The sequence below is a fragment of the Pseudorhodoferax sp. Leaf265 genome, from assembly GCF_001422365.1.
Taxonomy (GTDB): domain Bacteria; phylum Pseudomonadota; class Gammaproteobacteria; order Burkholderiales; family Burkholderiaceae_C; genus Pseudorhodoferax.
In genome coordinates this window covers 1-26,446 of sequence record NZ_LMMT01000001.1, presented here as the reverse complement: position 1 = coordinate 26,446, position 26,446 = coordinate 1, and the positions used below count along the sequence as shown (strand labels likewise).

Annotated in this window: 25 protein-coding genes, 3 tRNA genes and 1 pseudogene; 19 read left to right on the top strand and 10 right to left on the bottom strand. The window is 70.0% G+C overall.

The window, feature by feature from the left end:
* From ASF45_RS00135 to apaG, 3 genes are read right to left on the bottom strand one after another with little or no spacing between them, the layout of a single operon-like run.
* Positions 1-1,254, bottom strand: coding sequence for a cation:proton antiporter (locus ASF45_RS00135; protein WP_056657316.1), 1,254 nt, complete (start codon positions 1,252-1,254; stop codon positions 1-3).
* Positions 1,223-3,262, bottom strand: coding sequence for a site-specific recombinase (locus ASF45_RS00130; RefSeq protein ID WP_063887551.1), 2,040 nt, complete (start codon positions 3,260-3,262; stop codon positions 1,223-1,225). Before ASF45_RS00130 ends, ASF45_RS00135 begins: the two co-directional genes overlap by 32 nt.
* A 10-nt stretch (positions 3,263-3,272) precedes the next feature.
* On the bottom strand, positions 3,273-3,668 hold the full coding sequence (gene apaG / locus ASF45_RS00125; RefSeq protein ID WP_056657313.1) for a Co2+/Mg2+ efflux protein ApaG: 396 nt from the start codon (positions 3,666-3,668) through the stop codon (positions 3,273-3,275).
* 66 nt (positions 3,669-3,734) lie between these two features.
* Here apaG and rpe point away from each other — a divergent pair, with 66 nt between their 5' ends.
* The gene (gene rpe, locus ASF45_RS00120; RefSeq protein WP_056655061.1) at positions 3,735-4,421 is read left to right on the top strand and encodes a ribulose-phosphate 3-epimerase; all 687 of its coding nucleotides are present in this window, start codon (positions 3,735-3,737) and stop codon (positions 4,419-4,421) included.
* 77 nt (positions 4,422-4,498) lie between these two features.
* A complete protein-coding gene (locus ASF45_RS34920) occupies positions 4,499-4,639 on the top strand; it encodes a hypothetical protein (RefSeq protein ID WP_156472749.1) in 141 nt (46 codons plus the stop codon).
* Positions 4,640-4,642: 3 nt separating this feature from the next.
* Here ASF45_RS34920 and trpB read toward each other — a convergent pair whose 3' ends face one another.
* The 5 genes from trpB to ASF45_RS00095 form a co-directional block, all read right to left on the bottom strand.
* Positions 4,643-5,848 carry a tryptophan synthase subunit beta gene (trpB, locus tag ASF45_RS00115; RefSeq protein ID WP_056655058.1) on the bottom strand — a complete coding sequence of 402 codons (1,206 nt, stop codon included), beginning with the start codon at positions 5,846-5,848 and terminating at the stop codon, positions 4,643-4,645.
* Positions 5,849-5,933: 85 nt separating this feature from the next.
* Positions 5,934-6,506: a DUF2894 domain-containing protein gene (locus tag ASF45_RS00110; RefSeq protein WP_056655055.1), complete on the bottom strand. Its 573-nt coding sequence runs from the start codon at positions 6,504-6,506 to the stop codon at positions 5,934-5,936.
* The gene (locus ASF45_RS00105) at positions 6,499-7,155 is read right to left on the bottom strand and encodes an OmpA family protein (protein WP_056655052.1); all 657 of its coding nucleotides are present in this window, start codon (positions 7,153-7,155) and stop codon (positions 6,499-6,501) included. Before ASF45_RS00105 ends, ASF45_RS00110 begins: the two co-directional genes overlap by 8 nt.
* 73 nt (positions 7,156-7,228) lie before the next feature.
* Positions 7,229-10,033, bottom strand: a complete 2,805-nt coding sequence (locus ASF45_RS00100; RefSeq protein ID WP_056655050.1) for a DUF802 domain-containing protein — start codon at positions 10,031-10,033, stop codon at positions 7,229-7,231.
* Between the two features lie 197 nt (positions 10,034-10,230).
* Positions 10,231-10,947 (bottom strand): DUF3348 family protein, encoded by a 717-nt coding sequence (locus ASF45_RS00095; protein WP_063887550.1) that lies wholly within the window; start codon positions 10,945-10,947, stop codon positions 10,231-10,233.
* A gap of 173 nt (positions 10,948-11,120) precedes the next feature.
* Here ASF45_RS00095 and ASF45_RS00090 point away from each other — a divergent pair, with 173 nt between their 5' ends.
* The 3 genes from ASF45_RS00090 to ASF45_RS00080 are packed head-to-tail and all read left to right on the top strand — an operon-like array spanning position 11,121 to position 12,866.
* The gene (locus ASF45_RS00090) at positions 11,121-11,495 is read left to right on the top strand and encodes a hypothetical protein (RefSeq protein WP_056657312.1); all 375 of its coding nucleotides are present in this window, start codon (positions 11,121-11,123) and stop codon (positions 11,493-11,495) included.
* 28 nt (positions 11,496-11,523) lie between these two features.
* A complete protein-coding gene (locus ASF45_RS00085) occupies positions 11,524-12,054 on the top strand; it encodes an RNA polymerase sigma factor (protein WP_056655042.1) in 531 nt (176 codons plus the stop codon).
* 2 nt (positions 12,055-12,056) lie between these two features.
* Positions 12,057-12,866 (top strand): anti-sigma factor, encoded by an 810-nt coding sequence (locus tag ASF45_RS00080; protein WP_056655040.1) that lies wholly within the window; start codon positions 12,057-12,059, stop codon positions 12,864-12,866.
* Between the two features lie 32 nt (positions 12,867-12,898).
* Here the strand turns inward: ASF45_RS00080 and ASF45_RS00075 are convergent, their stop codons facing one another.
* Positions 12,899-13,438, bottom strand: a complete 540-nt coding sequence (locus ASF45_RS00075) for a cytochrome b (protein ID WP_056655037.1) — start codon at positions 13,436-13,438, stop codon at positions 12,899-12,901.
* A 221-nt stretch (positions 13,439-13,659) separates the two neighbouring features.
* Here ASF45_RS00075 and gph point away from each other — a divergent pair, with 221 nt between their 5' ends.
* Entirely contained in the window at positions 13,660-14,370 is a 711-nt protein-coding gene (gene gph, locus ASF45_RS00070) for a phosphoglycolate phosphatase (protein ID WP_082550719.1), read from the top strand.
* Between the two features lie 220 nt (positions 14,371-14,590).
* The gene (locus ASF45_RS00065) at positions 14,591-16,774 is read left to right on the top strand and encodes a catalase (RefSeq protein ID WP_056655034.1); all 2,184 of its coding nucleotides are present in this window, start codon (positions 14,591-14,593) and stop codon (positions 16,772-16,774) included.
* A 220-nt stretch (positions 16,775-16,994) separates the two neighbouring features.
* Here ASF45_RS00065 and ASF45_RS00060 read toward each other — a convergent pair whose 3' ends face one another.
* Positions 16,995-17,972, bottom strand: coding sequence for a chemotaxis protein (locus ASF45_RS00060; protein WP_056655031.1), 978 nt, complete (start codon positions 17,970-17,972; stop codon positions 16,995-16,997).
* Between the two features lie 365 nt (positions 17,973-18,337).
* Between ASF45_RS00060 and trpE the strand changes: the two genes are divergently transcribed.
* The 12 genes and pseudogenes from trpE (at position 18,338) to tuf (ending at position 26,446) form a co-directional block, all read left to right on the top strand.
* Entirely contained in the window at positions 18,338-19,849 is a 1,512-nt protein-coding gene (trpE, locus tag ASF45_RS00055; RefSeq protein WP_056655028.1) for an anthranilate synthase component I, read from the top strand.
* Between the two features lie 3 nt (positions 19,850-19,852).
* Positions 19,853-20,425, top strand: a complete 573-nt coding sequence (locus tag ASF45_RS00050; protein ID WP_056655025.1) for an aminodeoxychorismate/anthranilate synthase component II — start codon at positions 19,853-19,855, stop codon at positions 20,423-20,425.
* Complete coding sequence (ltaE, locus tag ASF45_RS00045; RefSeq protein ID WP_056655022.1) at positions 20,422-21,459, top strand: low-specificity L-threonine aldolase; 1,038 nt, start codon at positions 20,422-20,424, stop codon at positions 21,457-21,459. Before ASF45_RS00050 ends, ltaE begins: the two co-directional genes overlap by 4 nt.
* 10 nt (positions 21,460-21,469) lie before the next feature.
* A complete protein-coding gene (locus ASF45_RS00040) occupies positions 21,470-22,120 on the top strand; it encodes a LysE family translocator (protein WP_056655019.1) in 651 nt (216 codons plus the stop codon).
* Positions 22,121-22,144: 24 nt separating this feature from the next.
* Entirely contained in the window at positions 22,145-23,176 is a 1,032-nt protein-coding gene (trpD, locus tag ASF45_RS00035) for an anthranilate phosphoribosyltransferase (RefSeq protein ID WP_056655016.1), read from the top strand.
* Between the two features lie 8 nt (positions 23,177-23,184).
* Entirely contained in the window at positions 23,185-23,979 is a 795-nt protein-coding gene (trpC, locus tag ASF45_RS00030; protein ID WP_056655013.1) for an indole-3-glycerol phosphate synthase TrpC, read from the top strand.
* Positions 23,976-24,710 carry a uracil-DNA glycosylase gene (locus ASF45_RS00025; RefSeq protein ID WP_056655010.1) on the top strand — a complete coding sequence of 245 codons (735 nt, stop codon included), beginning with the start codon at positions 23,976-23,978 and terminating at the stop codon, positions 24,708-24,710. The genes trpC and ASF45_RS00025 overlap by 4 nt, the downstream gene beginning before the upstream one ends.
* Positions 24,711-24,723: 13 nt before the next feature.
* Positions 24,724-24,809, top strand: a tRNA-Tyr gene (locus ASF45_RS00020).
* Positions 24,810-24,905: 96 nt separating this feature from the next.
* Positions 24,906-24,979, top strand: a tRNA-Gly gene (locus ASF45_RS00015).
* Between the two features lie 31 nt (positions 24,980-25,010).
* Positions 25,011-25,085 (top strand) — tRNA-Thr (locus ASF45_RS00010).
* A pseudogene (locus ASF45_RS37010) lies at positions 25,085-25,254 on the top strand (GTP-binding protein); the annotation flags it as partial. The gene ASF45_RS00010 and the pseudogene ASF45_RS37010, both read left to right, overlap by 1 nt.
* Before the next feature lies 1 nt (position 25,255).
* Positions 25,256-26,446, top strand: coding sequence for an elongation factor Tu (tuf, locus tag ASF45_RS00005; protein WP_056657307.1), 1,191 nt, complete (start codon positions 25,256-25,258; stop codon positions 26,444-26,446).

The window sequence follows — 26,446 nt, the reverse complement described above, 5'->3', positions numbered from 1 at the left end:
TCATTCCAATGCTCCCCGGCCGCTGTCGCCGGCCTCGCGTGCGTGGTCGCGCCCGCTCTCGCCGGCGCGCCGCAGCGCCACCGTGGCGATCACGGCGCCGACCACTTCCATCAACAGGATGCAGGGCAGGGCCACGCCCGTGATGACCGCGCCGTGCGCCTGGGAAGCCAGCGCGAACTGCGAGGCCAGCAGCAGCGCGACGGAGGACATGGGCGACATCGCGCAGCCCGTCCACAGCGCCTGCGACAACCGCAGACCGCTGCCCGGGCTGGCCAGCACCGTGCCCAGCACCTTGGCCAGCAGGCGCACGGCCACCACGCCCAGCACCAGGGCTGCGCCGGCCGCGGTCCAGACCGTGCCGGCCGCCACGGTGGAGACCAGCACGAACATCAGCATGGTCAGCATCGAGGCTGCCGTGCCGAGTTGGCGCGGCCAGATCCAGGGCCGTGGGTTGAGTTGCTTGAGCAAGAGGCCGGCCAGCAGCGCCGACAGCGCGGCCGAGCCGCCCACCAGCGTGGCCAGCGCCGTGCTGGCCGCGATCAGCGCGAGCAGCAGCATGGAGGTGTTCTCGCTGGTCGGGCTCATCACGCGCAGTGCCGTGCGGATGGCCAGGCCCAGCAGCGCGGCCACGGCCAGCGACAGGCCCAGCAGCTTGAACAGCGGTGCGATGGTCTCCAGCACGCCCGTGTTCTCGCCGGCCTCGATGAGGCCGGCCAGCGCGCTGCCGATGGTCAGCGCATACAGCGTGGACAGCGTGGAGAGTGCGATGGCGCGCTCGGTCACCGGGCCGGCCGCATGCGTGTCCATCACCACGCGCGTGAGCACGGCGGGCGAGGCCACCACCGCCACGATGGCCAGGGCCTGCGCGGCGATGGGCGCCAGGTCGAATTGGCGCAGCAGCCAGTACACGGCGATGAAGGTCAGCACGGTCTCGACCAGGGACTGCACCAGCACCATGGGGTTGTGCTGGAACCAGCGCAGCGAGATGCGCGCGCCGGCTTCGAACAGCACCACGGCGATCGCGATCTCCAGCAGGAACAGCGCGTTGCCGGTCAGCGGCCAGGCCGCATCGGCAAAACCGAAGAAGCCGGCGATGGCGCCAACCACCGAGTAGCCCGCCACCTTGGGCAGGCCGCTGTGGCGCTGCACCAGGTAGCCGGCCGCGGCCGCGCAGGCCAGCACCAGGGACCAGGCCAGCGTGGGCAGGCTGGCGCTGGCTCCGTCAGCGTTCCAGAAGGTCAGCAGATCCTGCATCGGATGGGGGTCTCCTTGGGGTGTCGTTGTCGGGGGTGTCCGTGGCGGCGGGCCGCAGCACGGGCAGGAAGAATTGCAGCGGCCGGCGCCGCAGCCGCGCGCGGATGGCGGCGTAGATGCGCGCGCGGTCCACACCGCTCACGTTGTGTGCGCGCGCCGCCACGCGGAACGCGAGGTAGAAGCTCACCGCCACGTTGAGCATGCCGATGACCGGGATCGCGGCCACGCACCACCAGAAGGCCTCCATGCGCAGCACGGCCGGCCCCAGCGAGGCCGCCGCCGCGGCCAGCTGGCCCGAGGACAGCGTGACGTGGCGCACGTCCAGCGCGATCCCGAAGAAGCCCAGGAAGGCCGGCACCAGGCCCAACATGAAGCCCAGCGTGACGTTGGACGCCAGGCCCGAGATGTTCTCGCGCATGAAGCCGGCCCAGCGCGCCGCGCGCCCCGCGCCAAGGAGGCGCGTGATGCGCGGGTTGTAGCGCAGCGCCGAATCCAGCCGGTGCAGCACGAACCAGTTCTCGGCCCAGCCGCCGACCAGGCTGGCGGCGAACAGCAGCACGCCCGTGAAGGCCGCGAACAGCGCCGTGGGGCCGCGCAGGTCCAGCGCATGCAGCACGTACTGCGCGCCCTGGGCGTCGATCATCGGATGGCCCAGCGTGTGCAGCATGAGCAGGCTGATGCCGACCACGGCCGGCACCACCACCAGCACGTTGCCGAGCACGGCCGCCACCTGCGAGCGCGTGAGGTGGGTGATCTCGTCGACGAAGCGGGTCACCGCCTCGCCGCTCAGGTCCCTGAGCTTGGCCGCCATGGCCGGTGCCGTCATGGCCGGCTGCTTGGTGGCCAGCGTGCAGTGCAGCAGCTGGATCAGCACGAAGCTCGCGGCATAGGACACACCAGCCCAGAAGCCGCCCCAGAACGCCGACAGGCCGATGGCCATGATGCTGAACTTGAGCAGCACCGTGAAACCGGTCAGGAAGCCGCCACCGGCGGCCTTGCGCAGCATCATGAAGTAGGCCGGCACGTCGCGCGTGATGTAGTGCTCGCCGGTCTCGGCGCTGCGCTCGGCCACCTTGGCCGCCAGCAGCGAGGAGTTGGCCGCGACCAGCGCGCGCAGGCTCTTCTTGTCCTGCTCGGCCTGGGCCAGGCGTGCGATCAGGCGCGCGCCGCTGGCCAGCGGCTTGCCGCCCAGCAGCATGTCCAGCAGCTCGCGCACGCGCACGATGCGCTCGCGCAGCTGGCGCAGCCGGAACACCACGCCGACCGAGATGCCGTTCTCCTCCAGGTGCGCGTAGACGTCGTTCACGGCCTGGCGGCAGGCCTCCAGCCGCTCGCGCAGCTGCTGGGCGGCCGCATCCACGGCCTCCTGCGAGGCGGTCTGGCGCACGGCCCGCGCCAGCTGGTCCACGTCGCTGACGAGGAAGTGGAACGCGCGGTCGGCACGCGTCTTCTCGCCCATGCGCAGGCGCAGTTCGGGCGCGAAGCCGTTGGCCTGGATCTGGCCGGCGCAGTAGGTGATGGCGTCGAGCACGATGCTCTGCCAGGGCGGCGTGCGCGGGTCGTCCGGGTCGGACAGCTGCGCCGCCAGGCGCTGCAGCAGCGGCTCGTCGAGCGCGGCCAGCCAGGCGCCATCGATGCGGCGCGGAAACGCCAGCGAGAACAGCGCCGAGGCGTCCACGGTCTCGGGCGTGCCGGGCAGCAGCTTGCGCCGCAGCCGTTCGTTGAATTCACTGGCGAAGGCCGTGCGCGGCGCGAAGCCGTGGTCGCCCAGCAGCACCGAGAAGTCCACCGTCAGCACCATGGTGCGCCACCAGGCGCGCAGGCGCGGCAGCAGCTCGGGGCGGGCTTCGAGCGCTTCGACGAGGAACTGCACGCGGCTGACGGCGGCTGCAACGGACTTGCCGTCGCCGCGCACCCAGTCGAGCACGCGGATCAGCCAGATGTGGCGGTGCGCGAGCGGCGCCGACGGGTCCAGCGCATCGAGGATGCGGTTGATGTCTTGGGGCATGGCAGGGGGGTCAATGCAGCACCCGTGCGCCGCCGCCAGTGCCCGTGTCGGCGTCGAGGATGAAGGCCGGGATCTCGACCTCGAAGCGCGTGCCGTCCTCGGCCACGCAGAAGTAGCTGCCGCGCATGGAGCCCGTGGGCGTGTGCAGCCGGCAGCCGCTGGTGTACTGGAAGGATTCGCCGGGCCGCAGCAGCGGCTGCTGGCCGACCACGCCCAGGCCCTTGACCTCCTCGGTGTGGCCGTGGCCGTCGGTGATGATCCAGTGGCGCGAGATCAGCTGCGCGGGCACGTCGCCGCGGTTGTGGACGGTGATCTGGTACGCGAAGCTGTAGACGGCCTGCTCGGGCGAGGACTGGTCCGGCAGGTAGTGCGGCTGGGCCTCGGCCGTGAACTGGTACTTGGGCATGGCCGGCATCCTACCCGCCCCACCGCGCTCCGCAGCCAATACCCGGCTGGGCGAAAATGCGGCCCCATGAGCCTTCCTGCCTACCGCATCGCCCCCTCCCTGCTGTCCGCCGATTTCACGCGGCTCGGCGAAGAGGTCACCAACGTCATCGCCGCCGGCGCCGATTGGATCCATTTCGACGTGATGGACAACCATTACGTGCCCAACCTGACCTTCGGCCCCATGATCTGCAAGGCGCTCAAGCCCCTGTGCAAGAGGGCCGATGGCACGCCCGTGCCGCTGGACGTGCACCTGATGGTGCAGCCCGTGGACGCGCTGGCCGCGGCCTTCGCCGAGGCCGGCGCCGACCTGATCAGCTTCCACCCCGATGCGAGCACCCATGTGCACCGCAGCGTGCAGGCGATCCGCGCGGCCGGCTGCAAGGCCGGCGTGGTGTTCAACCCGGCCGCCCCGCTGGACGTGCTGGACTGGGTGCTGGAAGACCTGGACCTGGTGCTGATCATGAGCGTGAACCCCGGTTTCGGCGGCCAGGCCTTCATCGACAGCGCGCTACGCAAGACCGAGCTCGTGCGCAAGCGCATCGACGCCATCGGCAAGGACATCCGCCTGGAGGTGGACGGTGGCATCAAGGCCGACAACATCGCCCGCGTGGCGGCGGCCGGTGCCGACACCTTCGTGGCCGGCAGCGCCATCTTCGGGCAGAAGGATTACAAGGGCGTGATCGACAGGATGCGCGCCGCACTGGCCGGCTGAGCCTGCGTCACAGTCCTGCCAAGGTCGCGCCACAGTTGCGCCACATTGGCCAGGGGGCGGGGCCGAACAATGCGGCCATGCGCGATGCCACCCTTGCCTTTTCGATCGCCCGTTTGCCGCAGACGCTCTGGAACCTGGGCTGCGCGGGCCTGGTGCTGCTGGCGCTGCCGCTGGTCTGCTGCGTGTTGATGCTGCAGCTGCGGCCGCGCCCCTTGTGAGGCTCAGAGCCCCAGGCGCTGCGCCACGAAGTCGGCGTCCTTGTCGCCGCGGCCGGACAGGTTGACCAGGATGTGCTGGTCGGCCGACAGGCCCGGTGCCGTGCGCATGGCCCAGGCCACGGCGTGCGCGCTCTCCAGCGCCGGGATGATGCCTTCCACGCGCGACAGCGTCATGAAGGCCTCCAGGCACTCCGCGTCGCTGGCGGCCTGGTAGTCCACGCGGCCGATATCCTTCAGGTAGCTGTGCTGCGGGCCCACGCCCGGGTAGTCCAGGCCCGAGGCGATGGAATGCACGGCGGCCGGCTCGCCGTCGGCGTTCTCCAGCACGTAGCAGGCCATGCCGTGGATGGCGCCGGGCTTGCCCATGGTCAGCGTGGCGGCATGGCGGCCGGGCTTGTCCGTGCCTTCGCCCGAGGGTTCCACGCCGACCAGGTGCACCTGCGCGTCGTCCAGGAAGGCCGTGAAGATGCCCATGGCGTTGGAGCCGCCGCCCACGCAGGCCGCCACATGGTCGGGCAGCCGGCCGTGTTTTTCCAGGAACTGCGCGCGCGCCTCGCGGCCGACGATGGACTGGAAGTCGCGCACCATCATCGGGAACGGGTGCGGGCCCACCACCGAGCCGATCGCGTAAAGGTAGTCGGTCGGGTTGTTCAGGTACTCCTCGAACGCGCTGTCCACGGCCTCCTTGAGCGTGGCCGCGCCGCGCGTGACCGCGACCAGCTTGCAGCCCAGAATGCGCATCTTGGTCACGTTGGGGTGTTCCTTCTCGATGTCCACCTGGCCCATGTGGATCTCGCAAGGGATGCCCACCAGCGCGCAGGCCGTGGCCAGTGCCACGCCGTGCTGGCCGGCGCCGGTTTCGGCGATGACCTTCTTCTTGCCCATGAAACGGGCCAGCAGCGCCTCGCCCAGGCAGTGGTTGATCTTGTGCGCACCGGTGTGGTTGAGGTCCTCGCGCTTCAGGTGGATCTGCGCGCCGCCCAGCTGTGCCGACAGGCGCCGCGCGTGGAAGATCGGGCTGGGCCGGCCCACGTAGTCGGCGAACAGGCTCGCCAGTTCCTGCTGGAAGTCCTCGCGCTGCGTGATCTCGGCGTAGGCGCTGGCGATGTCGTCCATGGCCTGCTTGAGGTGCGCAGGCACGAGCTGGCCGCCATAGGGGCCGAAGTAGCCCTCGGCGTTGGGCATGGGGGCGAAGGCGGTGCTGGTCATGTGTGTTCTGCTCTGACAGGTGCTGAGGGAAGAGTCCGCGGAGGATTCTGGCGGCCCTGTGCGCCGCACGCCATGTGCAATGACCCTAGGTGCGCTTGCTGCGCGTGGCCTTCCTGGCCGTCTTCTTCGCAGGTGCCTTGCCGGCCTTGGGCGCCGGTTTGCCGGCGGCCGTGGCTTCGGCCTGGGCATCCTCCAGCCAGGCCAGCGCGTCCACCTGGGCCATGAAGTGCCGCAGGTAGTCCGGCGCGCAGCCGCGCATGAGCTGCAGGGCCTGGTGCACCAGGTGCTCGGAGTTCAGCGGGCCGGGGTTCTCGGGTGCATCGGCCAGTGCGTGGTTCAGGCGCTGTTCGGCATGCAGCCGGGCCCAGGTGCTGCGGAAGAACTGCAGTAGCTCCGGCTCGCCCGTCTGGCCCGCGCGTGGACCCTTGGGCGTGGCGGGCGGGCGCAGCACCTGCACCAGGCTGGCCAGGGGCCCGGGCGCAGCGGGGCGGGGTGCGGGCAAGGGTGCAGCGGGCCGGGGCTCGGCCTGCAACGCGGCCAGGCGGGCCTCCAGCAGCGCGCGCTCGGCGCCCGTGCGCGTGGCCGTGCGCCGCGCCAGCGCCGCGACGAAGTGCGCGTGCAGCGGGTCGGCGGCGGCGCCGGCGATCTGCTCAGTCACGCGGCTTGCTGCCGGTGCGGGCCGGCCGGGGCGTGGGCGCGATCTCCACGCGGCGGTTGCGCGCGCGGCCCTCGGCATCGGCATTGGAGGCCACGGCTTGTTCGGAGCCGAAGGCCGCGGCGAACACGGCCGATGCGGGGATGCCTTCCTCGACCAGCGTGCGCGTGACGGTCAGCGCGCGCTGCGCCGAGAGCTCCCAGTTGTCGGCGAACTGGCGGTTGCTCGCGCGCACCTGGCGGTCGTCGGTGAAGCCGCTGACCATCAGGATCTCGTCGCGTTCCTTGAGGTAACTGGCCAGCGGGCCGGCCAGGCTCTGCAGCAACTGGCGGCCCTCAGGCTGGAGCTCGTTGGAGTTGAACGCGAACAGCACGCTGCCGCTGATGCCGATGCGGCCGTCGGACAGCGTCACGCGGCCGGCCGCGAGTGGGCCCGACAGCGCCTGCTCCAGTGTCTGCAGCTTCTTCGCCTGGGCCTGGCGCTGGGCGATCTCGGCCTGCAGCCGGGTGTCCAGCTCCAGCTGCATGCCGATCACGCCGACCAGGATCAGCACGAAGGCGCCGAGCAGGCCGGCCATGAGGTCGGCGAAGGCGGTCCAGACCGGCGCGGCGGCGTCGTGGCCCAGGCCTTCGTCGAAGTCCTCCGCGGTCATTGGCGCTCCCTTCGGCCTGCGGCCTGTCCCCCCGAGGGGGAGCGAGCTTGCTTGGGGCGGCCCGGCGCGGCGCTCATGCTTCAGCCGCCTGCGCGCTGCGCTCGTTGGCCAGGCGCTGCAGGTCTTCCACGATCTGCTTCTGCGACAGCAGCGAGAGGTCGATGACCTCGCGCGCCTGGGCCACGTAGTAGGCCAGCTGTTCGTCGCTGCGCGCGATGGACTTGGCCAGCGTCTCGTCGACCTGCTGCAGATGCGCGCCGAGCTGGGTGTTGGATTCGCTGAACAGCTGCACGGCGGCGCCGAAGGCTTCTCCGAGGCTGGCGACCTCGGCCGCGCCCGCGCCCAGCTGGGCGGCGGACTCGGCCAGGCGGCTGCCCTGGTCCTCGACCTGCGTGGCAAAGCGCTCGCCCGCGCGTTCCAGCAGTTCGGCCGAGCCCGAGACCAGTGCGTCGATGGCGGCGCGCTGTTCGCTGGAGGCGTGGTTCACGGCGTCCAGCAAGGTGCGCAGCGTGTCCAGCACGCGTGCGCGTTCGTCCAGCATGGCGTTGTCGCGGGCCATGCTGTCGGTCAGCTTGTCGCGCAGCTCGGCGATGACCTCGGCGGCCGCACGCGGCGCCTGCGCCGCCGCATCGACCAGGCGGCCGATCTCAGCCACGGTGGCGCTGGCCTGGGCCTCGGCGCGCTCGCCCATGGCCTGGGCGGTCTCGGCCAGCGCGGTGCAGATGCGCTGCTGCTGCGCCAGCGCGTGTTCGCTGGCTTCGCGCCACTGGGCGGCCAACTGGCCGGTCATGGTGGTCAGCGTGGTGTTCCAGCCGGCCAGGCGCTCGGCGTCGCGCGCGCCGGCCTGGGCCTGCAGATCGGCATGGGCCTGGGCCACGGTGGCCTGCAGCACGGCCGCATGGTGCGAGAAACCGTCGGCCACGCTGGCCAGGGCCTGGCGCGTCTCCTGGCCATGGGCCTGGGTGCTGTGCTCGTGCCGGGCCAGTGCGGCGGCCCAGGCGGCCAGGCGTTCGCTGTCGCGTTCGGCCACCTGCTGCTGCAGCGTGGCCACCTGCGCGACGAAGCCGCTGGTGGCGCCTTCCAGCGCGGCGCGTGTGTGGCTGGCCAGGGTTTGTTGCGCAGCCTCGTGCCGGGCCAGTGCCTCGCTCCAGGCCGCGGCCTGTTCGGCGTTGCGGGCGGCGGCTTGCGCTTGCAGATCGGCATGGGCCTGGGCCACGCCCTGCTGCAGCGCGGCGGCATGGGTGCCGAAGCCGGCGGCCGTGCTGGCCAGGGCTTGTTGCGTGTCGCTGGCCAGGGCCTGGGTGGCGCGCTCGTGCTGCGCCAGTGCGGCGGTCCACGCCGCCATGCGCTGCGCGTCGCGCGCGTCCACCTGCTGCTGCAGCTGGGCGTGGGCCTGCTCGACGGTCTGCAGCAGTGCGGCCGTGTGCTGCGCGAACTGCGCCGCGGTGCCCGCCAGGGCCTGCTGCGTGTCGCCCGCCAGGGTCTGGGTGGCCTGCTCGTGGCGGGCCAGGGCCTCGGACCAGGCCGCCAGGCGCGTTGCATCGCGCTGGTCCACTTGTTCTTGCAGCTGGGCATGGGCCTGCTCGACGGTCTGCAGCAGCGTGGCCGTGTGCTGCGCGAATTGCGCCGCGGTGCCGGCCAGGGCCGCGTGGGTGCCGCTGGCCAGGGCGTCGTTGGCCTGGGCATGCCGGGCCAGGCTGTCGTGCCAGCGCTGCTCCAGCGCGCCCGTGCTGCGCGCGAGCTGCTCCGACACCTGCTCCACGAGCGTGGCCGAGCGCTGCGCGAAGCTCTGCGTGAAGCCCTCCAGGCTGGTCTGCAGGCCGCTGCCGAGCTGGGCCTGGGTGGCGCGTTGCTCGGCCAGGGCCTCGGTCCAGGCGCGGGACACGCCCTCGGCGCTCGTGGCGAAGCGCTGCGCCAGCTGGTCGAGCTGCTGCTGCACACCCTGGGCCGCGCCCGCGTGCAGGGCCGCGGCCTCGCGCGCCACGCCGGCCATGGTGGCCTCCACGGCGGGCTGGATCGCGGCGCCGGCCAGGCGTGCGCTTTCCGCGAGGCTGTCCTTGAGCGAGCGGTCCACCGCACCGGCCAGGCCCGTGTAGGCGGCCTCGGTGCGGCTGTGGAAGTTTTGCTGGTCGGCCAGCAGGCGTTCGTGCAGCTGCTGACTCTGGCGCTCCATGCCTTGCACCAGCGTGTTGAGCTTCTCGACCAGCGCAGGCATGGCCTCGGCCTGCTGGCGCAGCAGCTGGAAGGAGTCGTCGCGGCGTTGGGCCTCGGAGAAGCTGCGCAGCGTGGTGCCGGTGAGCTGGTCGAGTTGCTGGCCGGCCACGAGGCGCTCGCGCCGCGCCAGTGCCGCCGCCAGGCCCAGCGTGGCCGAAGCCGCCACGCCGGCCAGCGAGGTGCCGAAGGCCACGCCCAGGCCGCTGACCGGTGCGGCCAGCGCGGCGCGCACGCTGGCCAGGTCGGTCGCGCCCTGCAGTGCCAGGCCGGTGCCGCGCAGCGTGACCACCATGCCCAGGAAGGTGCCCAGCATGCCCAGCAGCACCAGGAAGCCGGCCAGGTAGGGGGTGAGCACCGGGCCGGGCAGGGCGACGCGCTGGCCTTCGATGCGCAGGCGCACGGGGTGGCGCAGCGTGGCGGGCAGGCGCTCCAGCCAGGGCCCCAGCGCCGCGGGCGGTGCGCTGCTGTCGGCCAGCACGCCGGCCAACTGGTCGGTGGCCCGGCGGAAACGCCACAGCTCCAGCGCGCCGAAGACGAAGAACGCGCCGATCAGCGCGGTGACGGCCAACGCCAGCAGGTGGCTGCTGCCGGCGTAGCCGGCACCGACCCAGGCGATGCAGGCCAGGCCCGCGAGCAGGACGGCGTGGTGGAGAACTCGGTTCATGGGGCTCGCTTGCATCTTGGTTGTCCGTTGCGTTGGCGCCCCACATGCAGGGCAGGAAAGCGGCAGACAAGCCACTGTTCCGAAGGCCGCGGAGCAGGCCATGCCAGCAGACGCTTCGGCCCGGGCTCTGCCCGGCCGCTGGCGGCGCCCCATGGGGGTTGGCAGAGCGCGTAGTGCGCAGACTGGGGGTGTGTCATTCAGTTGTTACGAAGGGTCTTCATGAGCCCTTCGATCGGTTGCCATCGAAGATCCAGTTCGGCCAGCAGCACGCTCTGCACCTCCTGCTGGAACACCAGGGGCCAGTCCGCCACGGCGTCCTCGCCGCTGGCATCGCGCAGCTGGCGGAAGCGCTTTTCCAGCAGCTTGGGAATGCCGGCCAGCAGCCGGTGCTCCTGGTTGCCGATGACCTGCTCCAGCACCGTGTCCACCGTGGCCAGCCGTGCCAGCGCGGGCGAGCGCGCCGACAGGGCCATGCGCAGGCGTCCGCGCAAGGGCGCGATGCCCGCGGCCATGGCCGACTGGCGCGCCAGCACGCAGCGCCGGTAGGGCGCAAAGCCGGGCGTGGCCTCCTTGACCTCGCCGGGCAGCGGCACCGGCGGGGCGCGGAACTCCACCGTGGCGGCCGCCGTTTCCTCGGCGATGGCCCGGGCCAGCGCGCTGCGCAGGCGCGCCGCGGCGCCGGCCGTGGCCTGCAGCGTGGCGGCCGCCTTGGCCGGGTCGCCGGTGGCGGCCGATGGCTGCGGCGCGTCCTTCAAGGCCGTGAACAAGGGCATGGCGTCGGTCCACCGGAGCCAGAGCCCCAGGCGGTCCGCAAAACCCTGCGGGGAGGGGCGCGCGTCCGACCCGGCCAGGCGGGCCAGCAGACGGACCAGTGCCGAGTCGGGCGTGCCTGTGTGCCGTGACGCTTGCACCATGCCGACGGATTCGAAAAAACCGCGCAGTCTACATGGCCGGGCCGCCCGGAACTGTCACAGCTTGTGCGCCGCCCGTGCTGCGCCTGGGTTTTTTTTTGATGGGCGGTGGAATAAGCGCGCCCCGCCATCCGTCCATGCCGGTGTTCCTCAACCCCTTGCGAAAGACCGCCACCATGCACACCCGCCTCGCTTCAACGCTCGCCCTGGCGCTTGCCGCCGCCTTCACGCTGCCGGCCCAGGCCGAGCCCGCCCCCAAGATGGCCGGCGGCATGCTCGTCAACGCCAGCGGCATGACGCTCTACACCTTCGACAAGGACCAGGCGGGCAGCGGCAAGAGCGTGTGCAACGGCCCCTGCGCCACGCTGTGGCCGCCGGCGCTGGCCGACGCCGATGCCAAGCCCGTCGGCGACCTGGGCGTGGTCACGCGCGACGATGGCGCCAAGCAGTGGGCCTACAAGGGCAAGCCGGTCTACACCTATGCCTCCGACAAAAAGGCCGGCGATATGACGGGCGACAACTTCAAGGACATCTGGCACATCGTGAAGTAAGCGGCCGGACCGCCGACACTCGGCCTCCATGCGCTCTCCGGACGAAGCCGAGATCGTGGCCTGCATTCCCAGCCTGCGCCGCTACGCGCGCGCGCTGGTGTCCGACCGCGACCGCGCCGACGACCTGGTGCAGGACACGCTGGAGCGCGCCTGGTCGCGCTGGGCGATGTGGCAGCGGCGCGGCGAGGTCCGGGCCTGGCTGTTCGGGATCATGCACAACCAGTTCATCGACCGGCTGCGTGCCCAGCGCAGCCGGCCGGAAGACAGTGCCGGCGACGCGCTGCCCGAGCAGCTGCAGCGCCCGCTGCAGAACGACGCGCTGGAACTGCGCGACCTCGACCGCATGCTGCAGCGCCTGCCGCCCGAGCAGCGCGAGGTGCTGCTGCTGGTGGCCGTCGAGGAGCTGAGCTACCAGGAGGTGGCCGGCGCGATCGGCGTGCCGCTGGGCACCGTGATGTCGCGGCTGTCGCGGGCCCGCGCGCGGCTGCAGGAAGAACTGCGCGGGCCGGGCCCCGTGCGCACCGGCGCTGCAGCCGACCGGCTCCGGCGCGTGAAATGACCATGGACGACCCCCGACTCCAAGCCATCGGCACGGGCACGGCCCCGCCCGTCACCGAAGCCGATCTGCATGCCTATGCCGACCGCCAGCTGGCGCCCGGGCGGCTGGCGCAGGTCGAGCAGTTCCTGGCCGCGCACCCCGAGCAAGCGGCCCGCGTGCGCGACTGGCAACAGCAGAACGCGCTGCTGCGCGACCTGCTGGCCCCCGTGCACGAGGAGCCCGTGCCGCCGGGCCTGGCCATGCGGCCGGTGCGCGCGGCCTGGCCATGGCGCGGCCTGGCGGCCAGCCTGCTCATCGCCACCGTGAGCGCGGGCGCGGCCTGGTCGCTGCGCGGCATGGTGGAGGCCGGTGCGGCGCCGGCCACCGCCAGCGGCCCCGCGCTGACCGGATTCGCGCAGCGCGCGGCCATCGCGCACGCGGTGTACAGCCCCGACAAGCGCCGTCCCGTGGAAGTGGGCGCCGACCAGGAGCAGGCCCTGGTGACCTGGTTGACCCGGCGCATGGGCGCCGAGGTGCGGGCACCGGCGCTGGCGCCGCTGGGCTACGCGCTGATCGGCGGGCGCCTGCTGCCCGGCGAGAAGGCGCCGGTGGCGCAGTTCATGTATGGCGCAGCCGACGGCAGGCGGCTGACCCTGTACGTCACGCGCGAGGTGGGCCAGGCCGACGCCGCGTTCCGCTTCGGCCAGGACGGCGCGGTCAACGTGTTCTATTGGGTCGAGAACCACTTCGGCTACGCCATCTCGGCGGATGCCGACCGGGCCGAACTCATGAAGGTCTCGCAGGAGGTCTACCGGCAGCTCAAGCCGGGCTGAGCCGTGCTGCGGGCATTGGCCTCGGTTGGCGGTCAGGGCAGCATGCGCCTCAGCGTGTTGTCGCGCAGCACGTGGTGGTGAAACAGCGCCGCCGCCGCGTGGGCCGCGATCAGGAGGTAACCCAGGTTGGCCAAGAGCTCGTGGGCGTCCTTGATCGCGCCTGCGCTGGCCTGTGCCGGGGCGATGAGTCCCGGCAGGGGCACGCCGAAGAATGGGATCGCCGAGCCCTTGGCGCTGAGGAACAGCCAGCCGAGCAGCGGCGTGGCCACCATGAACAGGTACAGCGCCAGCTTCATGGCGGTGGCGAGCCAGCTCTGCCAGGGCGGTGGAGGCGGGTTGATGCGCGGAGTGCAGCTGGCGAGCGCCAGCCCCACGCGCACCATCCCCAGTGCCAGCACGCACAGGCCCAGCGTGAAGTGCCACGTCTTGATGGCCTCCCGCGCTGCGCTGCCGCGGGGCAGGAAACCCTTGAGTTCCATGCCGGCATAGGCCGCGGCAATCAGCAGCAGTGCCAGCCAGTGCAGCGCGACGGAGACGCTGCCGTAGCGCTCCCGGGTGTTGGTCCATTGCATAGGGGCCTTCGTTCTGGAGAAAGCCCGATGCTCGGGCGGCGGGATTAACGCACTCTTAAGGATGCCCTGCGTGAATCGCTGTTCAGCGCCGTTGGCTGCTGCAATCTGTTGATCGTTCGGCGGTCAGTCTTCTAGTCTCGATGGACGCAGCGGTTCCTTGACTGCGCGGCGGCCGACAATCCAGCCCTTTTGCCACCATCCGATTGCCTGGAGCCCCCTGCATGCCCTCGAAGAACGCGGAACGAGGTTCCGCCGGTAAGAACCCGTCCCTGGCCCTGTCGCTGCCGTTGCAGGCCGCGATCGTCGACCTCGACGGCACCATGGTCGACACGCTCGGCGACTTCAGTGCGGCGCTGGACCGCATGCTGGCGGACCTGGCGCTGCCCGCCGTGCCGGCCGCCGCCGTGGTCGACATGGTGGGCAAGGGCTCGGAGCACCTGATCCGCAGCGTGCTGGCCCGAGTACAGGCCGCCCCCGGCCTGTACGACGCGGCCTGGGCCAGCTACCAGCGCCACTATCCGGACGTGAACGGCCGCCATTCGCAGGTTTACCCCGGCGTGGTCGAGGGCCTGCGCGCGTTGCAGGCGCGGGGCCTGGCGCTGGCCTGTCTGACCAACAAGCCCACCGATTTCGCCCGCGCGCTGTTGCGCGACAAGGGGCTGGATGGCTTCTTCGTGCAGGTCTTCGGCGGCGACGCCTTCGCGCGCAAGAAACCCGACCCGCTGCCGCTGCTGCGCACCTGCGAGGTGCTGGGCAGCGTGCCTTCGCGCACACTGATGCTGGGCGACTCCAGCAACGACGCCCAGGCCGCGCGCGCGGCCGGCTGCCCGGTGGTGCTGGTGAGTTACGGCTACAACCACGGCCAGCCCGTGCGCGCGGTGGACGCCGACGGCTGGGTCGATTCGCTGGCCGAGGCTGCTGCGCTGCTGTAGTTGGCCTCCTACCGGCACTCGCAGGCTGGTCCCACAGCGCGCTGAAGCGGGCAACTACCGGGCGGGCCGGGGCGCACGCTTAGTCTTGTGCACATCTTCATTGCGTACAAGAGGGATCAGGTCATGGACATCGTCGTTTGGGCCGTCGCGGGCATCGTGGGCCTGCTGGCATTGTTGGCCGTGGGCCGTGCCATCGCCTGCTGCATGGACGCCTGAAACGATGCCGCGCAAGGACGCAGCCGGCGCCAAGGTGCCGCGGGCCGGCACCAGCCCCAAGCAGCAGCAGATGCAGGCCTTCGTCGCGGGCGAAGCCACGGCGGCCACCGGCCTCACCACCAACCAGGGCCTGCGGCTCTCTGACAACCACAATTCGCTCAAGGCGGGCGCGCGCGGCCCCACGCTGCTCGAAGACTTCATCCTGCGCGAGAAGATCACGCACTTCGACCACGAGCGCATCCCCGAGCGCGTGGTGCATGCGCGCGGTGCCGGTGCGCATGGCTACTTCCAGCTGTACCGCTCGATGGCCACCTACACGCGCGCGGCCTTCCTGCAAGACCCGGAGCAGCGCACGCCGGTGTTCGTGCGCTTTTCCACCGTGGCCGGCTCGCGCGGCTCGGCCGACACGGTGCGCGACGTGCGCGGCTTCGCCGTCAAGTTCTACACGACCGAAGGCAACTACGATCTCGTGGGCAACAACATCCCCGTGTTCTTCATCCAGGACGCGATGAAGTTCCCGGACCTGATCCACGCCGTCAAGCCCGAGCCGCACCACGAGATGCCGCAGGCCGCCAGCGCACACGACACCTTCTGGGACTTCGCCTCGCTGATGCCCGAGAGCACCCACATGCTGATGTGGGCCATGAGCGACCGCGCCATCCCGCGCAGCTACCGCATGATGGAAGGCTTCGGCGTGCACACCTTTCGGCTCGTCAATGCGGGCGGCGATGCGGTGTTCGTCAAGTTCCACTGGAAGCCCAGGCTGGGCGTGCATGGCCTGGCCTGGGACGAGGCGCAGAAGATCGCCGGCATGGACCCCGACTTCCACCGGCGCGACCTGTGGGAGGCCATCGAACGTGGTGAATTCCCCGAGTGGGAGCTGGGCCTGCAGATCATCGACGAGGGCAAGGCCGACCAGCTCGGCTTCGACATCCTGGACCCGACCAAGCTCGTTCCCGAGGAGATGGTGCCAGTCCAGCGCATCGGCAAGCTGGTGCTGGACCGCAATCCCGACAACTTCTTCGCCGAAACCGAACAGGTGGCCTTCCACCCGGGCCACATCGTGCCGGGCATCGACTTCACGAACGACCCGCTGCTGCAGGGCCGGCTGTTCTCCTACACCGACACGCAACTGTCGCGCCTGGGCGGGCCGAACTTCCACGAGATCCCGATCAACCGCGGCGTCTGCCCCTTCCACAACTTCCAGCGCGACGGCATACATCGCCAGACCGTGAACCGCGGCCGGGCGGCCTACGAGCCCAACACGCTGGGCCAAGGCGGCGCGGAGTTCCGCGTCGACGGCGGGCCGCAGGGCTTCCAGGAGTTCCAGGCCGCCACCGGCACGCCGCGGCTGCGCCAGCGCAGCCCCTCGTTCGACGACCATTTCTCGCAGGCCGCGCTGTTCTGGCACAGCCAGGGCCCGGCGGAGAAGGAGCATATCGTGGCCGCCTTCCGCTTCGAGCTGGGCAAGGTCGAGCATCCCGAGGTGCGTCAGCGCATGGTGGACAACCTGGCCCATGTGGACGCCATGCTGGCGCGCAAGGTGGCGGCAGGCCTGGGCCTCGTGCCCGACCCGCGGGCGGCGGCCGGCCGCGCAGGCTTCCGCGAGGCGCGGGGCAAGCTGCCGATCGAGGAATCGGTGGCGCTGCGCATGGCCTGCAACCCGCCGACCGGCTCGCACCCGCTGGCTACGCGCAAGGTGGCGGTGCTGGTGGCCGACGGGGTCGACACGCAGGGTTTGCGGCCCGTGCTGCAGGCGCTGCAGGATGCGGGCGCGCGCTGCCTGGTGCTGGCACCGCAGCTGGCGCCGGTGGCGACCGAGGCCGGCCGCCAGTTCAATGTGGACCACGCGTTGGCGACCATGCCCTCGGTGGTGTTCGACGCCGTGCTCGTGGCCGGCGGCGAGCGCGCCGCCCAGGCGTTGGCCGGCATCGGCGCCGCCCAGCACTTCGTGCTGGAAGCCTACAAGCACGCCAAGGCGGTCTGCGCGCTGGGTGAGGGCGCGGTGCTGCTGCGCCTGCTGGAACTCACGCCACGTTCCGACGCGCAGGCCCTGGCCAGGCACCCGGGCGTGGTGCTGGGCCGCGGCACCGCAGAGACCGCGCCCGACACGGCCAAGGCCTTCATCGAGGCCATTGGCCGGCATCGGCACTGGGACCGGCCAATGGCCGAGGCCGTGCCGGCCTGATCAGGCCGGGCGGAACGCGCCGAACTTGACGGGCGCACGGGCTGGCGTTGGAGGTCTCGCTGGGCCAGCGCAGAGGACCCTGACAGGACCACCGACCACCGACCACGGGCCAGCGCGCTTGCGGAGCTCTCTGCGTCCCATGTCCATCCCTCTGCTTCAACGTGAAGCAGCGGATTCTTGGAACGCCCCGAGGCGCCTCTATGACGCCGTGGCGACGGTGTTATTGCGCCGTCGGCTTGGCGAGCCGCAGCATCTTGCGGATGGTGTCCGCCAGTTCCTCGATGACGAACTTGCCCACATAGGCATCGGCGCCCACCGTCTTCACATGGCTCTCGTTGGTGGTGCCGGACAGCGAGGAGTGGATCACCACCGGGATCGAGCGGAAGCGCGCGTCCTGCTTGATCTTGCGCGTGAGCGTGAAGCCGTCCATCTCGGGCATCTCCAGGTCGGTCAGCACCAGCGCCACCTTGGAGGAGACCGGCTTGCCCTCGGCCTCGGCCTTGGCCGCCAGGTCCTGCAGCTTGTCCCAGGCTTCGCGGCCCGACTTGGTCATGATGAAGGGCGTGCCCAGCGTGGACAGGCCCTTCTCGATCAGCGAGCGCGCAATCAGCGAGTCGTCGGCCGCGAGGATCACGCTGCCCTGCGGCAGGCTCACGCGCGGGCCGACGGATTCGTCGGTGATCTCCGGGCCCGGCGGCGGCATCACGGTGCGCAGAATCTGCTCCACGTCCAGCACCTGGGCCAGGCGTGTGTTGTGCACGTCGCCGTCGAGCCGGGCGATGCTGGTGATCAGGCCGCCGGCCGAGGTGCTGGCCTCGGCGGACAGCACCTGGTTCCAGTCCAGGCGCACGATCTCGTCCACCTCCTCCACGGCAAAGGCCTGGGTGGTGCGCGCGTACTCAGTCACCAGCAAGATGTTCAGCCCGGTCTGCGGCACGCAGCCCACGGCGGCGGGCAGGTTGATGACGGGGATCACCTGGCCGCGGATGTTGGTCACACCCATCATGTGGGCGGTGGAGTTGGCGACGGCCGTCACGGTCGGCATGACCATGATCTCGCGCACCTTGAACACGTTGATGCCGAACAGCTCGCGGTGCTCGGAATTGGGGGTCGTGCCCAGGCGGAACAGCAGCAGTTCGAACTTGTTGCTCGTCGTGAGATTGGTGCGCTCGTCGACCTCTTTTTGTACCGTACTCATGACAGATGTTCCTCGTAACCCGTTACTTGGGCGAAACAATTGTGGGTGCAGGGGGAGGGCGGGTCAACATCAGCCGCCAACTGGTCGCGATCCGCCGCCAAGCGGCAGCGGCTTCGTTCCTCTTTGCTACACTCGCCGCCCATGTCCGCTCACAGCACCAAGACATCAGGCGCAGGCCGGGGAGCCTGGCCCTGGCGTAAGCCAACGACAAGCCGCACCTGATTGCACGGCGCATCGCCGTGCGCCCGTGCTCTTCGCCAGTGCAGCCGCACCCGCGCAAGGGCTTGAATGAACGAAGGCAGCACCCCGCTGCCGCCGGGACGCACCATCCCCCAAGCGCCCGGCGTGAACTTCGAAAGCACGCTGTGATCACTGAACTCGAATTCAAGAGCCTGTCCAAGGACGGCTACAACCGCATCCCTTTGATCGTCGAGGCCTTCGCGGACCTCGAAACCCCGCTCTCGCTGTACCTGAAGCTCGCCTACTCCAATGGACCCCAGGGCGGCGGGAAGTTCAGCTTCCTGCTCGAATCCGTCGTCGGCGGCGAGCGCTTCGGCCGCTACAGCTTCATCGGCCTGCCGGCGCGCACGCTGCTGCGCGCCAGCGGCTTCGGCGCCGCCGCGCGCACCGAGGTGGTGACCGACGGCCAGGTGGTCGAGACGGCGGGCGGCAACCCGCTGGACTTCATCGAGGCCTACCAAAAGCGCTTCAAGGTCGCGCTGCGCCCCGGTCTGCCGCGCTTCTGTGGCGGTCTGGCCGGCTACTTCGGCTACGACGCGGTGCGCTACATGGAGAAGAAGCTCGAGAACAGCTGCCCGCCCGACCTGCTGGGCTGCCCCGACATCCTGCTGCTGCAGTGCGAGGAACTGGCCGTCATCGACAACCTGTCGGGCAAGCTCTACCTGATCGTCTATGCCGACCCCAAGCAACCCGAGGCCTATGCCAACGCCAAGCGCCGGCTGCGCGAGCTCAAGGACAAGCTGCGCTACTCGGTCAGCGCGCCGCAAGTGAGGCCGACGCAGGCGCACCCCGCCGAGCGGCCGTTCGCCAAGGCCGCCTACCTGAAGGCCGTCGAAGAGGCCAAGGAGCTGATCGCTGCCGGCGACTTCATGCAGGTGCAGGTGGGCCAGCGCATCAGCAAGCGCTACACCGAGTCGCCGCTGTCGCTGTACCGCGCGCTGCGCTCGCTGAACCCCAGTCCCTACATGTACTACTACGACATGGGCGACCACCATGTCGTGGGCGCCTCGCCCGAGATCCTGGTGCGCCAGGAGGTCACCGAGGCCGGCGAGCAGAAGGTCACGATCCGTCCGCTGGCGGGCACGCGACCGCGCGGCGCTTCGCTGGAGCAGGACAAGGCGGCCGAGGTCGAGCTCGTGAACGACCCCAAGGAACGGGCCGAGCACGTGATGCTGATCGACCTGGCGCGCAACGACATCGGCCGCATCGCCAAGATCGGCAGCGTGAAGGTGACCGAGGCCTTCGCCGTGGAGCGCTACAGCCACGTGATGCACATCGTCAGCAACGTCGAAGGCATCCTGAAGGACGGCATGACCAACATGGACGTGCTGCGCGCCACCTTCCCGGCCGGCACGCTGACGGGCGCACCCAAGGTGCACGCCATGGAGCTCATCGACAAGCTGGAGCCGACCAAGCGCGGCCTGTACGGCGGCGCCTGCGGCTACATCAGCTACGCGGGCGACATGGATGTGGCCATCGCCATCCGCACCGGCGTGATCAAGGACCAGACGCTGCACGTGCAGGCGGCGGCCGGCGTGGTGGCCGACTCGGTGCCCGAGCTGGAATGGAAGGAAACCGAAGCCAAGGCACGCGCGCTGCTGCGCGCGAGTGAACTCGTCGAGGAAGGTCTGGAGTAAGCCATGCCCAAGCTTTTGATGGTCGACAACTACGACAGCTTCACCTTCAACCTGGTGCAGTACTTCGGTGAACTGGGGGCGGAGGTGGAGGTGTTCCGCAACGACGAGATCGACATCGCGGGTGTGGCGGCGCGCGCGCCCGACCTGCTCGTGATCTCGCCCGGCCCCTGCTCGCCGGCCGAGGCCGGCATCTCGGTCGAGGCGATCCGGCACTTCGCGGGCAAGCTGCCCATCCTGGGCGTGTGTCTGGGGCACCAGAGCATCGGCGCGGCCTTTGGTGGCCAGATCGTGCGGGCCCAGCAGCTCATGCACGGCAAGACCAGCGAGATCACGACCACGCGCGAAGGCGTGTTCGCCGACCTGCCCGAGCGCTTCACGGTCAACCGCTACCACTCGCTGGCCATCGCGCGCGACAACTGTCCGGCCGCACTGGCCGTGACGGCCCGCACCGAGGACGGCGAGATCATGGGCGTGCGCCACAGGGAGTTGCCGATCCAGGGCGTGCAGTTCCATCCCGAGTCCATCCTGACCGAGCACGGGCACGCGATGCTGCGCAACTTCCTGGAGCAACGATGAGCGCGGTCGTCGACCTGCGCAGCGACACGGTCACGCGGCCGACGCCCGCAATGCGCGAGGCGATGTTTGCCGCGCCGCTCGGCGACGACGTGTTCGGCGACGACCCGACGGTGCAGGCGCTGCAGGAGCGCATCGCCGGCCTGCTGGGCTTCGAGGCCGCGCTGTTCGTGCCCAGCGGCACGCAGAGCAACCTGTGCGCGATCCTCGCGCACTGCGGCCGCGGCGACGAGTACATCGTGGGCCAGATGCAGCACTGCTACCGCTGGGAGGCCGGCGGCGCCGCCGTGCTGGGCAGCGTGCAGCCGCAGCCGATCGCGCACGCGGCCGACGGCACGCTGCCGCTGGCGGAGATCGAGGCCGCGATCAAGCCCGACGACGCGCATTTCGCGCGCACGCGGCTGCTCGCGCTCGAGAACACGCTGGGCGGGCAATTGCTGCCGTTCGACTACGTGCAGGCCGCAACGCAGCTGGCGGCGGACAAGGGCCTGGCGCGGCACCTGGACGGCGCGCGGCTGTTCAATGCGGCCACGGCACAAGGTTCGGACCCCTACCTTGAGGCCCGCCGCATCGCGCAGTGCTTCGACAGCGTCTCGGTCTGCTTCAGCAAGGGCCTGGGCGCGCCCGTGGGCTCGGCCCTGTGCGGCTCGCGCGACTTCATCGCGCGCGCCCACCGCATCCGCAAGATGGCCGGCGGCGGCATGCGCCAGGCCGGCTTGCTGGCGGCCGCGGCGCTGCATGCACTGGACCACCATGTCGCGCGCCTGGCCGACGACCATGCGCTGGCGCGCCGGCTGGCCGAAGGGCTGTCCGGCATCGACGGCGTGCAGGCGCAGGCACCGCACAGCAACATCGTGTTCGCCACGCTCTCGGGCGCGGCGCGCGAACGCGGCGCCGGGCTGCTGCCGTACCTGGCCGAGCGCGGCGTCCTGGCCACGGGCCTGTACCAGCTGCGTTTTGTGACCCACCTGGACGTGGACGCCGCAGGCGTGGACCGGGCCGTGGCGGCCGTGCGCGGCTACTTCGCGCAGGCATGAGGGGCAGCCCATGCCCGACTTCCACCATCTGCTGCTGTTCATCGCGGCCGGCTGGCTGCTGAACCTGACGCCGGGCCCCGACGTGCTGTGCATCGTGCGCCATGCGCTGCGCGGCGGCGTGCGCGCTGGCATCGTCGCCGGGTTGGGCATCACGGCCGGCTGCTTCGTGCATGTGGCGGCCGCGGCCATCGGCGTGGGCGCGCTGCTGGCGGCGTCGGCCACGGCCTTCAATGTGCTCAAGTGGGTGGGCGCGGCCTACCTGGCCTGGACCGGTCTGCGCCTGCTGTTCGCGCGTGCCGGCGCCAGCCCGCTCGCGCAGGCGCAGGCCGCTCCCCTGGGCGCGCCCGTGGCGTCGCGCCGTGTCTTCCTCGACGGCTTCTGGACCAATTTGCTGAACCCCAAGGTGGCCCTGTTCTTCCTGGCCTTCGTGCCCCAGTTCATCGCGCCGGGCACGATGGATGCCGCCTGGGTGTTCGTGGGGTTGGGCGTGCTGTTCAACCTCAACGCCGTTCCGGTCAATGTCGCCTGGGCGCTGGCCGCGGCCTGGATGGCGCGGCGTGCCAGCGTGCAGCGTGGCCTGGCCTGGCTGGACCGTGTGGCCGGCGTGCTGTTCATCGGTTTCGGCCTGCGCCTTGCTTGGGCCGAGAGCCCGGCGCGCTGATCCCCTCTTTCGAAAGACCTTCCCATGATCACCCCCCAGGAAGCGCTGCAGCGCACCATCGAGCACCGCGAGATCTTCCACGACGAGATGCTGCACATCATGCGGCTCATCATGCGCGGCGAATGCTCGCCCGTGATGATGGCCGCGCTGATCACGGGCCTGCGCGTCAAGAAGGAAACCATCGGCGAGATCACGGCCGCGGCCCAGGTCATGCGCGAGTTCGCGACCAAGGTGCAGGTGGCCGACACGCGGCATCTGGTCGACATCGTCGGCACGGGCGGCGATGGCTCGCACACCTTCAACATCTCGACCTGCTCGATGTTCGTCGCGGCTGCGGCCGGCGCCAAGGTCAGCAAGCACGGCGGGCGCAGCGTGTCCAGCAAGTCCGGCAGCGCCGACGTGCTGGAGGCGCTGGGCGTGGACATCATGCGCACGCCCGAGCAGATCGCGCAGTGCATCGCGGAGGTCGGCATCGGCTTCATGTTCGCGCCCAACCACCACCCCGCCATGAAGAACGTGGGCCCCGTGCGCAAGGAGCTCGGCGTGCGCACCATCTTCAACATCCTGGGGCCGCTGACCAACCCGGCGTCCGCGCCCAACATCCTGATGGGCGTGTTCCATCCGGACCTGGTCGGCATCCAGGTGCGCGCACTGCAGCGCCTGGGCGCCGAGCACGCGCTGGTGGTCTACGGCAAGGACGGCATGGACGAGGTCAGCCTGGGCGCGTCCACGCTGGTCGGAGAGCTCAAGGACGGCGAGGTGCGCGAGTACGAGATCCATCCCGAGGACTTCGGCATGGCCATGGTCAGCAACCGCGCGCTGCGTGTGGAAACGCCGCAGCAGTCGCAGGCCATGCTGCGCGGCGTGCTCGACGGCGAGCACGGCCCCGCCTACGACATCGTGGTGCTGAATGCCGGCGCGGCGCTGTACGCGGCCAATGTCTGCGGCTCCATCGCCGAAGGGCTGGCCGCTGCGCGCCAGGCCATCGCCTCGGGCGCCGCCAAATCCAAACTGGACCAGTTCGCCGCGCTCACGCGCACGCTGGCCACTGCCTGAGAAACACCATGTCCGAAGACATCCTGAAGAAGATCGTTGCCGTCAAGCACGAGGAACTGCTGCTCGCCAAGGGCCGCAAGCCGCTGGCAGAGGTGCGCGAAGACGCCGAGTCGCGCGTGCTCACGCGCGACTTCGTCGGCGCGCTGCGCGCCAAGGTCACCGCCGGCAAGGCCGCCGTGATCGCCGAAGTCAAGAAAGCCAGCCCTTCCAAGGGCGTGCTGCGCGAGGACTTCATCCCGGCCGACATCGCGCAAAGCTATGCCGAATACGGCGCGGCCTGCCTGTCGGTGCTGACCGACCGCCAGTTCTTCCAGGGCAGCGTGGACTACCTCAAGCAGGCGCGCGCCTCCTGCCAGCTGCCCGTGCTGCGCAAGGACTTCATGGTCGACGCCTACCAGATCTACGAGTCGCGCGCCATGGGCGCAGACTGCGTGCTACTGATCGCCGCGATCCTGGACGACGCGCAGATGGCCGAGTTCGAGGCCATCGCCCGGCACCTGGGCATGGCGGTGCTGGTCGAGGTGCACGACGCGGCCGAGATGGCGCGGGCGCTCAAGCTCAAGACGCCGTTGATCGGCGTCAACAACCGCAACCTGCGCACCTTCGAGGTCTCGTTGCAGACCACGCTGGACCTGCAGGCCGCCGTGCCGGCCGACCGCCTGCTCGTGACCGAGAGCGGCATCCTGCAACCGGCCGATGTGCAGCGCATGCGCACGGCCGGCGTGCACGCCTTCCTGGTCGGCGAAGCCTTCATGCGCGCGCCGGAGCCGGGCGAGGCGCTGGCCCAGCTGTTCGGCGCATGACGGCCTTCGGCCCGGTCGCAGCCGGCTGGCAGCCGGTGGTCGAGGGCTTCGCCGCGAGCCCCGAGGGCCTGCGGCTGCAGGAGTTCCTGGCTGCGCGCCAGGCCGCTGGCGCGGTGGTCTATCCGCCCGAGCCGCTGCGCGCGCTGCGGCTGACGCCGCCCGAGCGCGTGCACGCCGTGATCCTGGGTCAAGACCCCTACCATGGCCCTGGCCAGGCCGAGGGCCTGGCCTTCTCGGTCGCGCCGGGCGTGCGGCTGCCGCCCTCGCTGCGCAACATTTTCAAGGAGCTGCAGCGCGACCTGGGCTGCCCCCTGCCGACCGGCGGCTCGCTGGCCGAATGGGCCGAACAGGGCGTGCTGCTGCTCAACACCAGCCTCACGGTGGAAGACGGCCAGGCCGCCAGCCATGCCAAGAAGGGCTGGGAGGCACTGACCGACGCACTGATTGCCCAGGTGGCGGCGGTCGCTTCGCCCTGCGTCTACCTGCTCTGGGGGGCGCACGCCCAGGCCAAGGCACCCTTGATCGAGCGCACGGCCCATGCCGCAGGCCGCGAGGCGCTGGTGCTGATGGCCAACCATCCTTCGCCGTTGTCGGCACTGCGCCCGCCCGTGCCCTTCATCGGCTGCGGCCACTTCGGCCAGGCCGGCCGCTGGCTCGCCGAACGCGGCCAGACAATAAATTGGTGCTTGTCCGCCACGGCGGATGTGCAGAGTCAAAAAGTTCTGCTATAGTCCTGAGTTCGCTGGAGAGGTGGCCGAGTGGTTAATGGCAGCAGACTGTAAATCTGCCCTCTTACGAGTACGCTGGTTCGAATCCAGCCCTCTCCACCAGTGATTTTTGAAGACAGGTTGGCGATCGATCGGTAGTTGGAGTAGTGCGAAAGCGCAGTGTTTGTCGCAATCCTCTGGGGTAGCGGCAGGCGCAAGGCGGGAGTAGTTCAATGGTAGAACCCTAGCCTTCCAAGCTAATGACGCGGGTTCGATTCCCGTCTCCCGCTCCAACGGGCTTTGATCGTCAGCAATGGTTTGAGCGCCCTTTTGGCTCAGTGGTAGAGCACTCCCTTGGTAAGGGAGAGGTCGCGGGTCCGATTCCCGCAAAGGGCACCATGATTCCCGGCACTCCGCATGGAGTGCCGGGCGCTTGGCTAGTTGGAACGTATTTTTTTCGGAGTCGAAACATGGCAAAAGAGAAATTCGCGCGGACCAAGCCGCACGTGAACGTCGGCACGATCGGCCACGTGGACCACGGCAAGACCACGCTGACGGCAGCGATCACNATGGCAAAAGAGAAATTCGCGCGGACCAAGCCGCACGTGAACGTCGGCACGATCGGCCACGTGGACCACGGCAAGACCACGCTGACGGCAGCGATCACGACGGTGCTGGCCTCCAAGTTCGGCGGCCAGGCCAAGGCCTACGACCAGATCGACGCGGCTCCCGAAGAAAAGGCCCGCGGCATCACGATCAACACCGCGCACGTCGAGTACGAAACCGCCACGCGCCACTACGCCCACGTGGACTGCCCCGGCCACGCCGACTACGTCAAGAACATGATCACCGGTGCCGCCCAGATGGACGGCGCCATCCTGGTGTGCTCGGCCGCTGACGGCCCGATGCCCCAGACCCGTGAGCACATCCTGCTGGCCCGCCAGGTCGGCGTGCCCTACATCATCGTGTTCCTGAACAAGTGCGACATGGTGGACGACGCCGAACTGCTCGAGCTCGTCGAAATGGAAGTGCGCGAACTGCTGGACAAGTACGAATTCCCCGGCGATGACACCCCCATCATCCACGGCTCGGCCAAGCTCGCCATGGAAGGCGACAAGGGCGACCTGGGCGAAGGCGCCATCCTGAAGCTGGCCGACGCACTGGACACCTACATCCCCACGCCCGAGCGTGCCATCGACGGCACTTTCCTGATGCCCGTGGAAGACGTGTTCTCCATCTCCGGCCGCGGCACCGTGGTGACCGGTCGTGTCGAGCGCGGCATCATCAAGGTCGGCGAGGAAATCGAGATCGTCGGCATCAAGCCCACGACCAAGACCACCTGCACCGGCGTGGAAATGTTCCGCAAGCTGCTGGACCAAGGCCAGGCTGGTGACAACGTCGGCATCCTGCTGCGCGGCACCAAGCGCGAAGAAGTCGAACGCGGCCAAGTGCTGTGCAAGCCCGGCTCGATCAAGCCGCACACGCACTTCACGTCGGAAATCTACGTGCTGTCCAAGGACGAAGGTGGCCGTCACACGCCGTTCTTCAACAACTACCGCCCGCAGTTCTACTTCCGCACGACGGACGTGACCGGCGCGATCAGCCTGCCCGAAGGCAAGGAAATGGTCATGCCTGGCGACAACGTGTCGATCACCGTCAAGCTGATCAACCCGATCGCCATGGAAGAAGGCCTGCGCTTCGCCATCCGCGAAGGCGGCAAGACCGTCGGCGCCGGCGTGGTCGCCAAGATCATCGAGTGA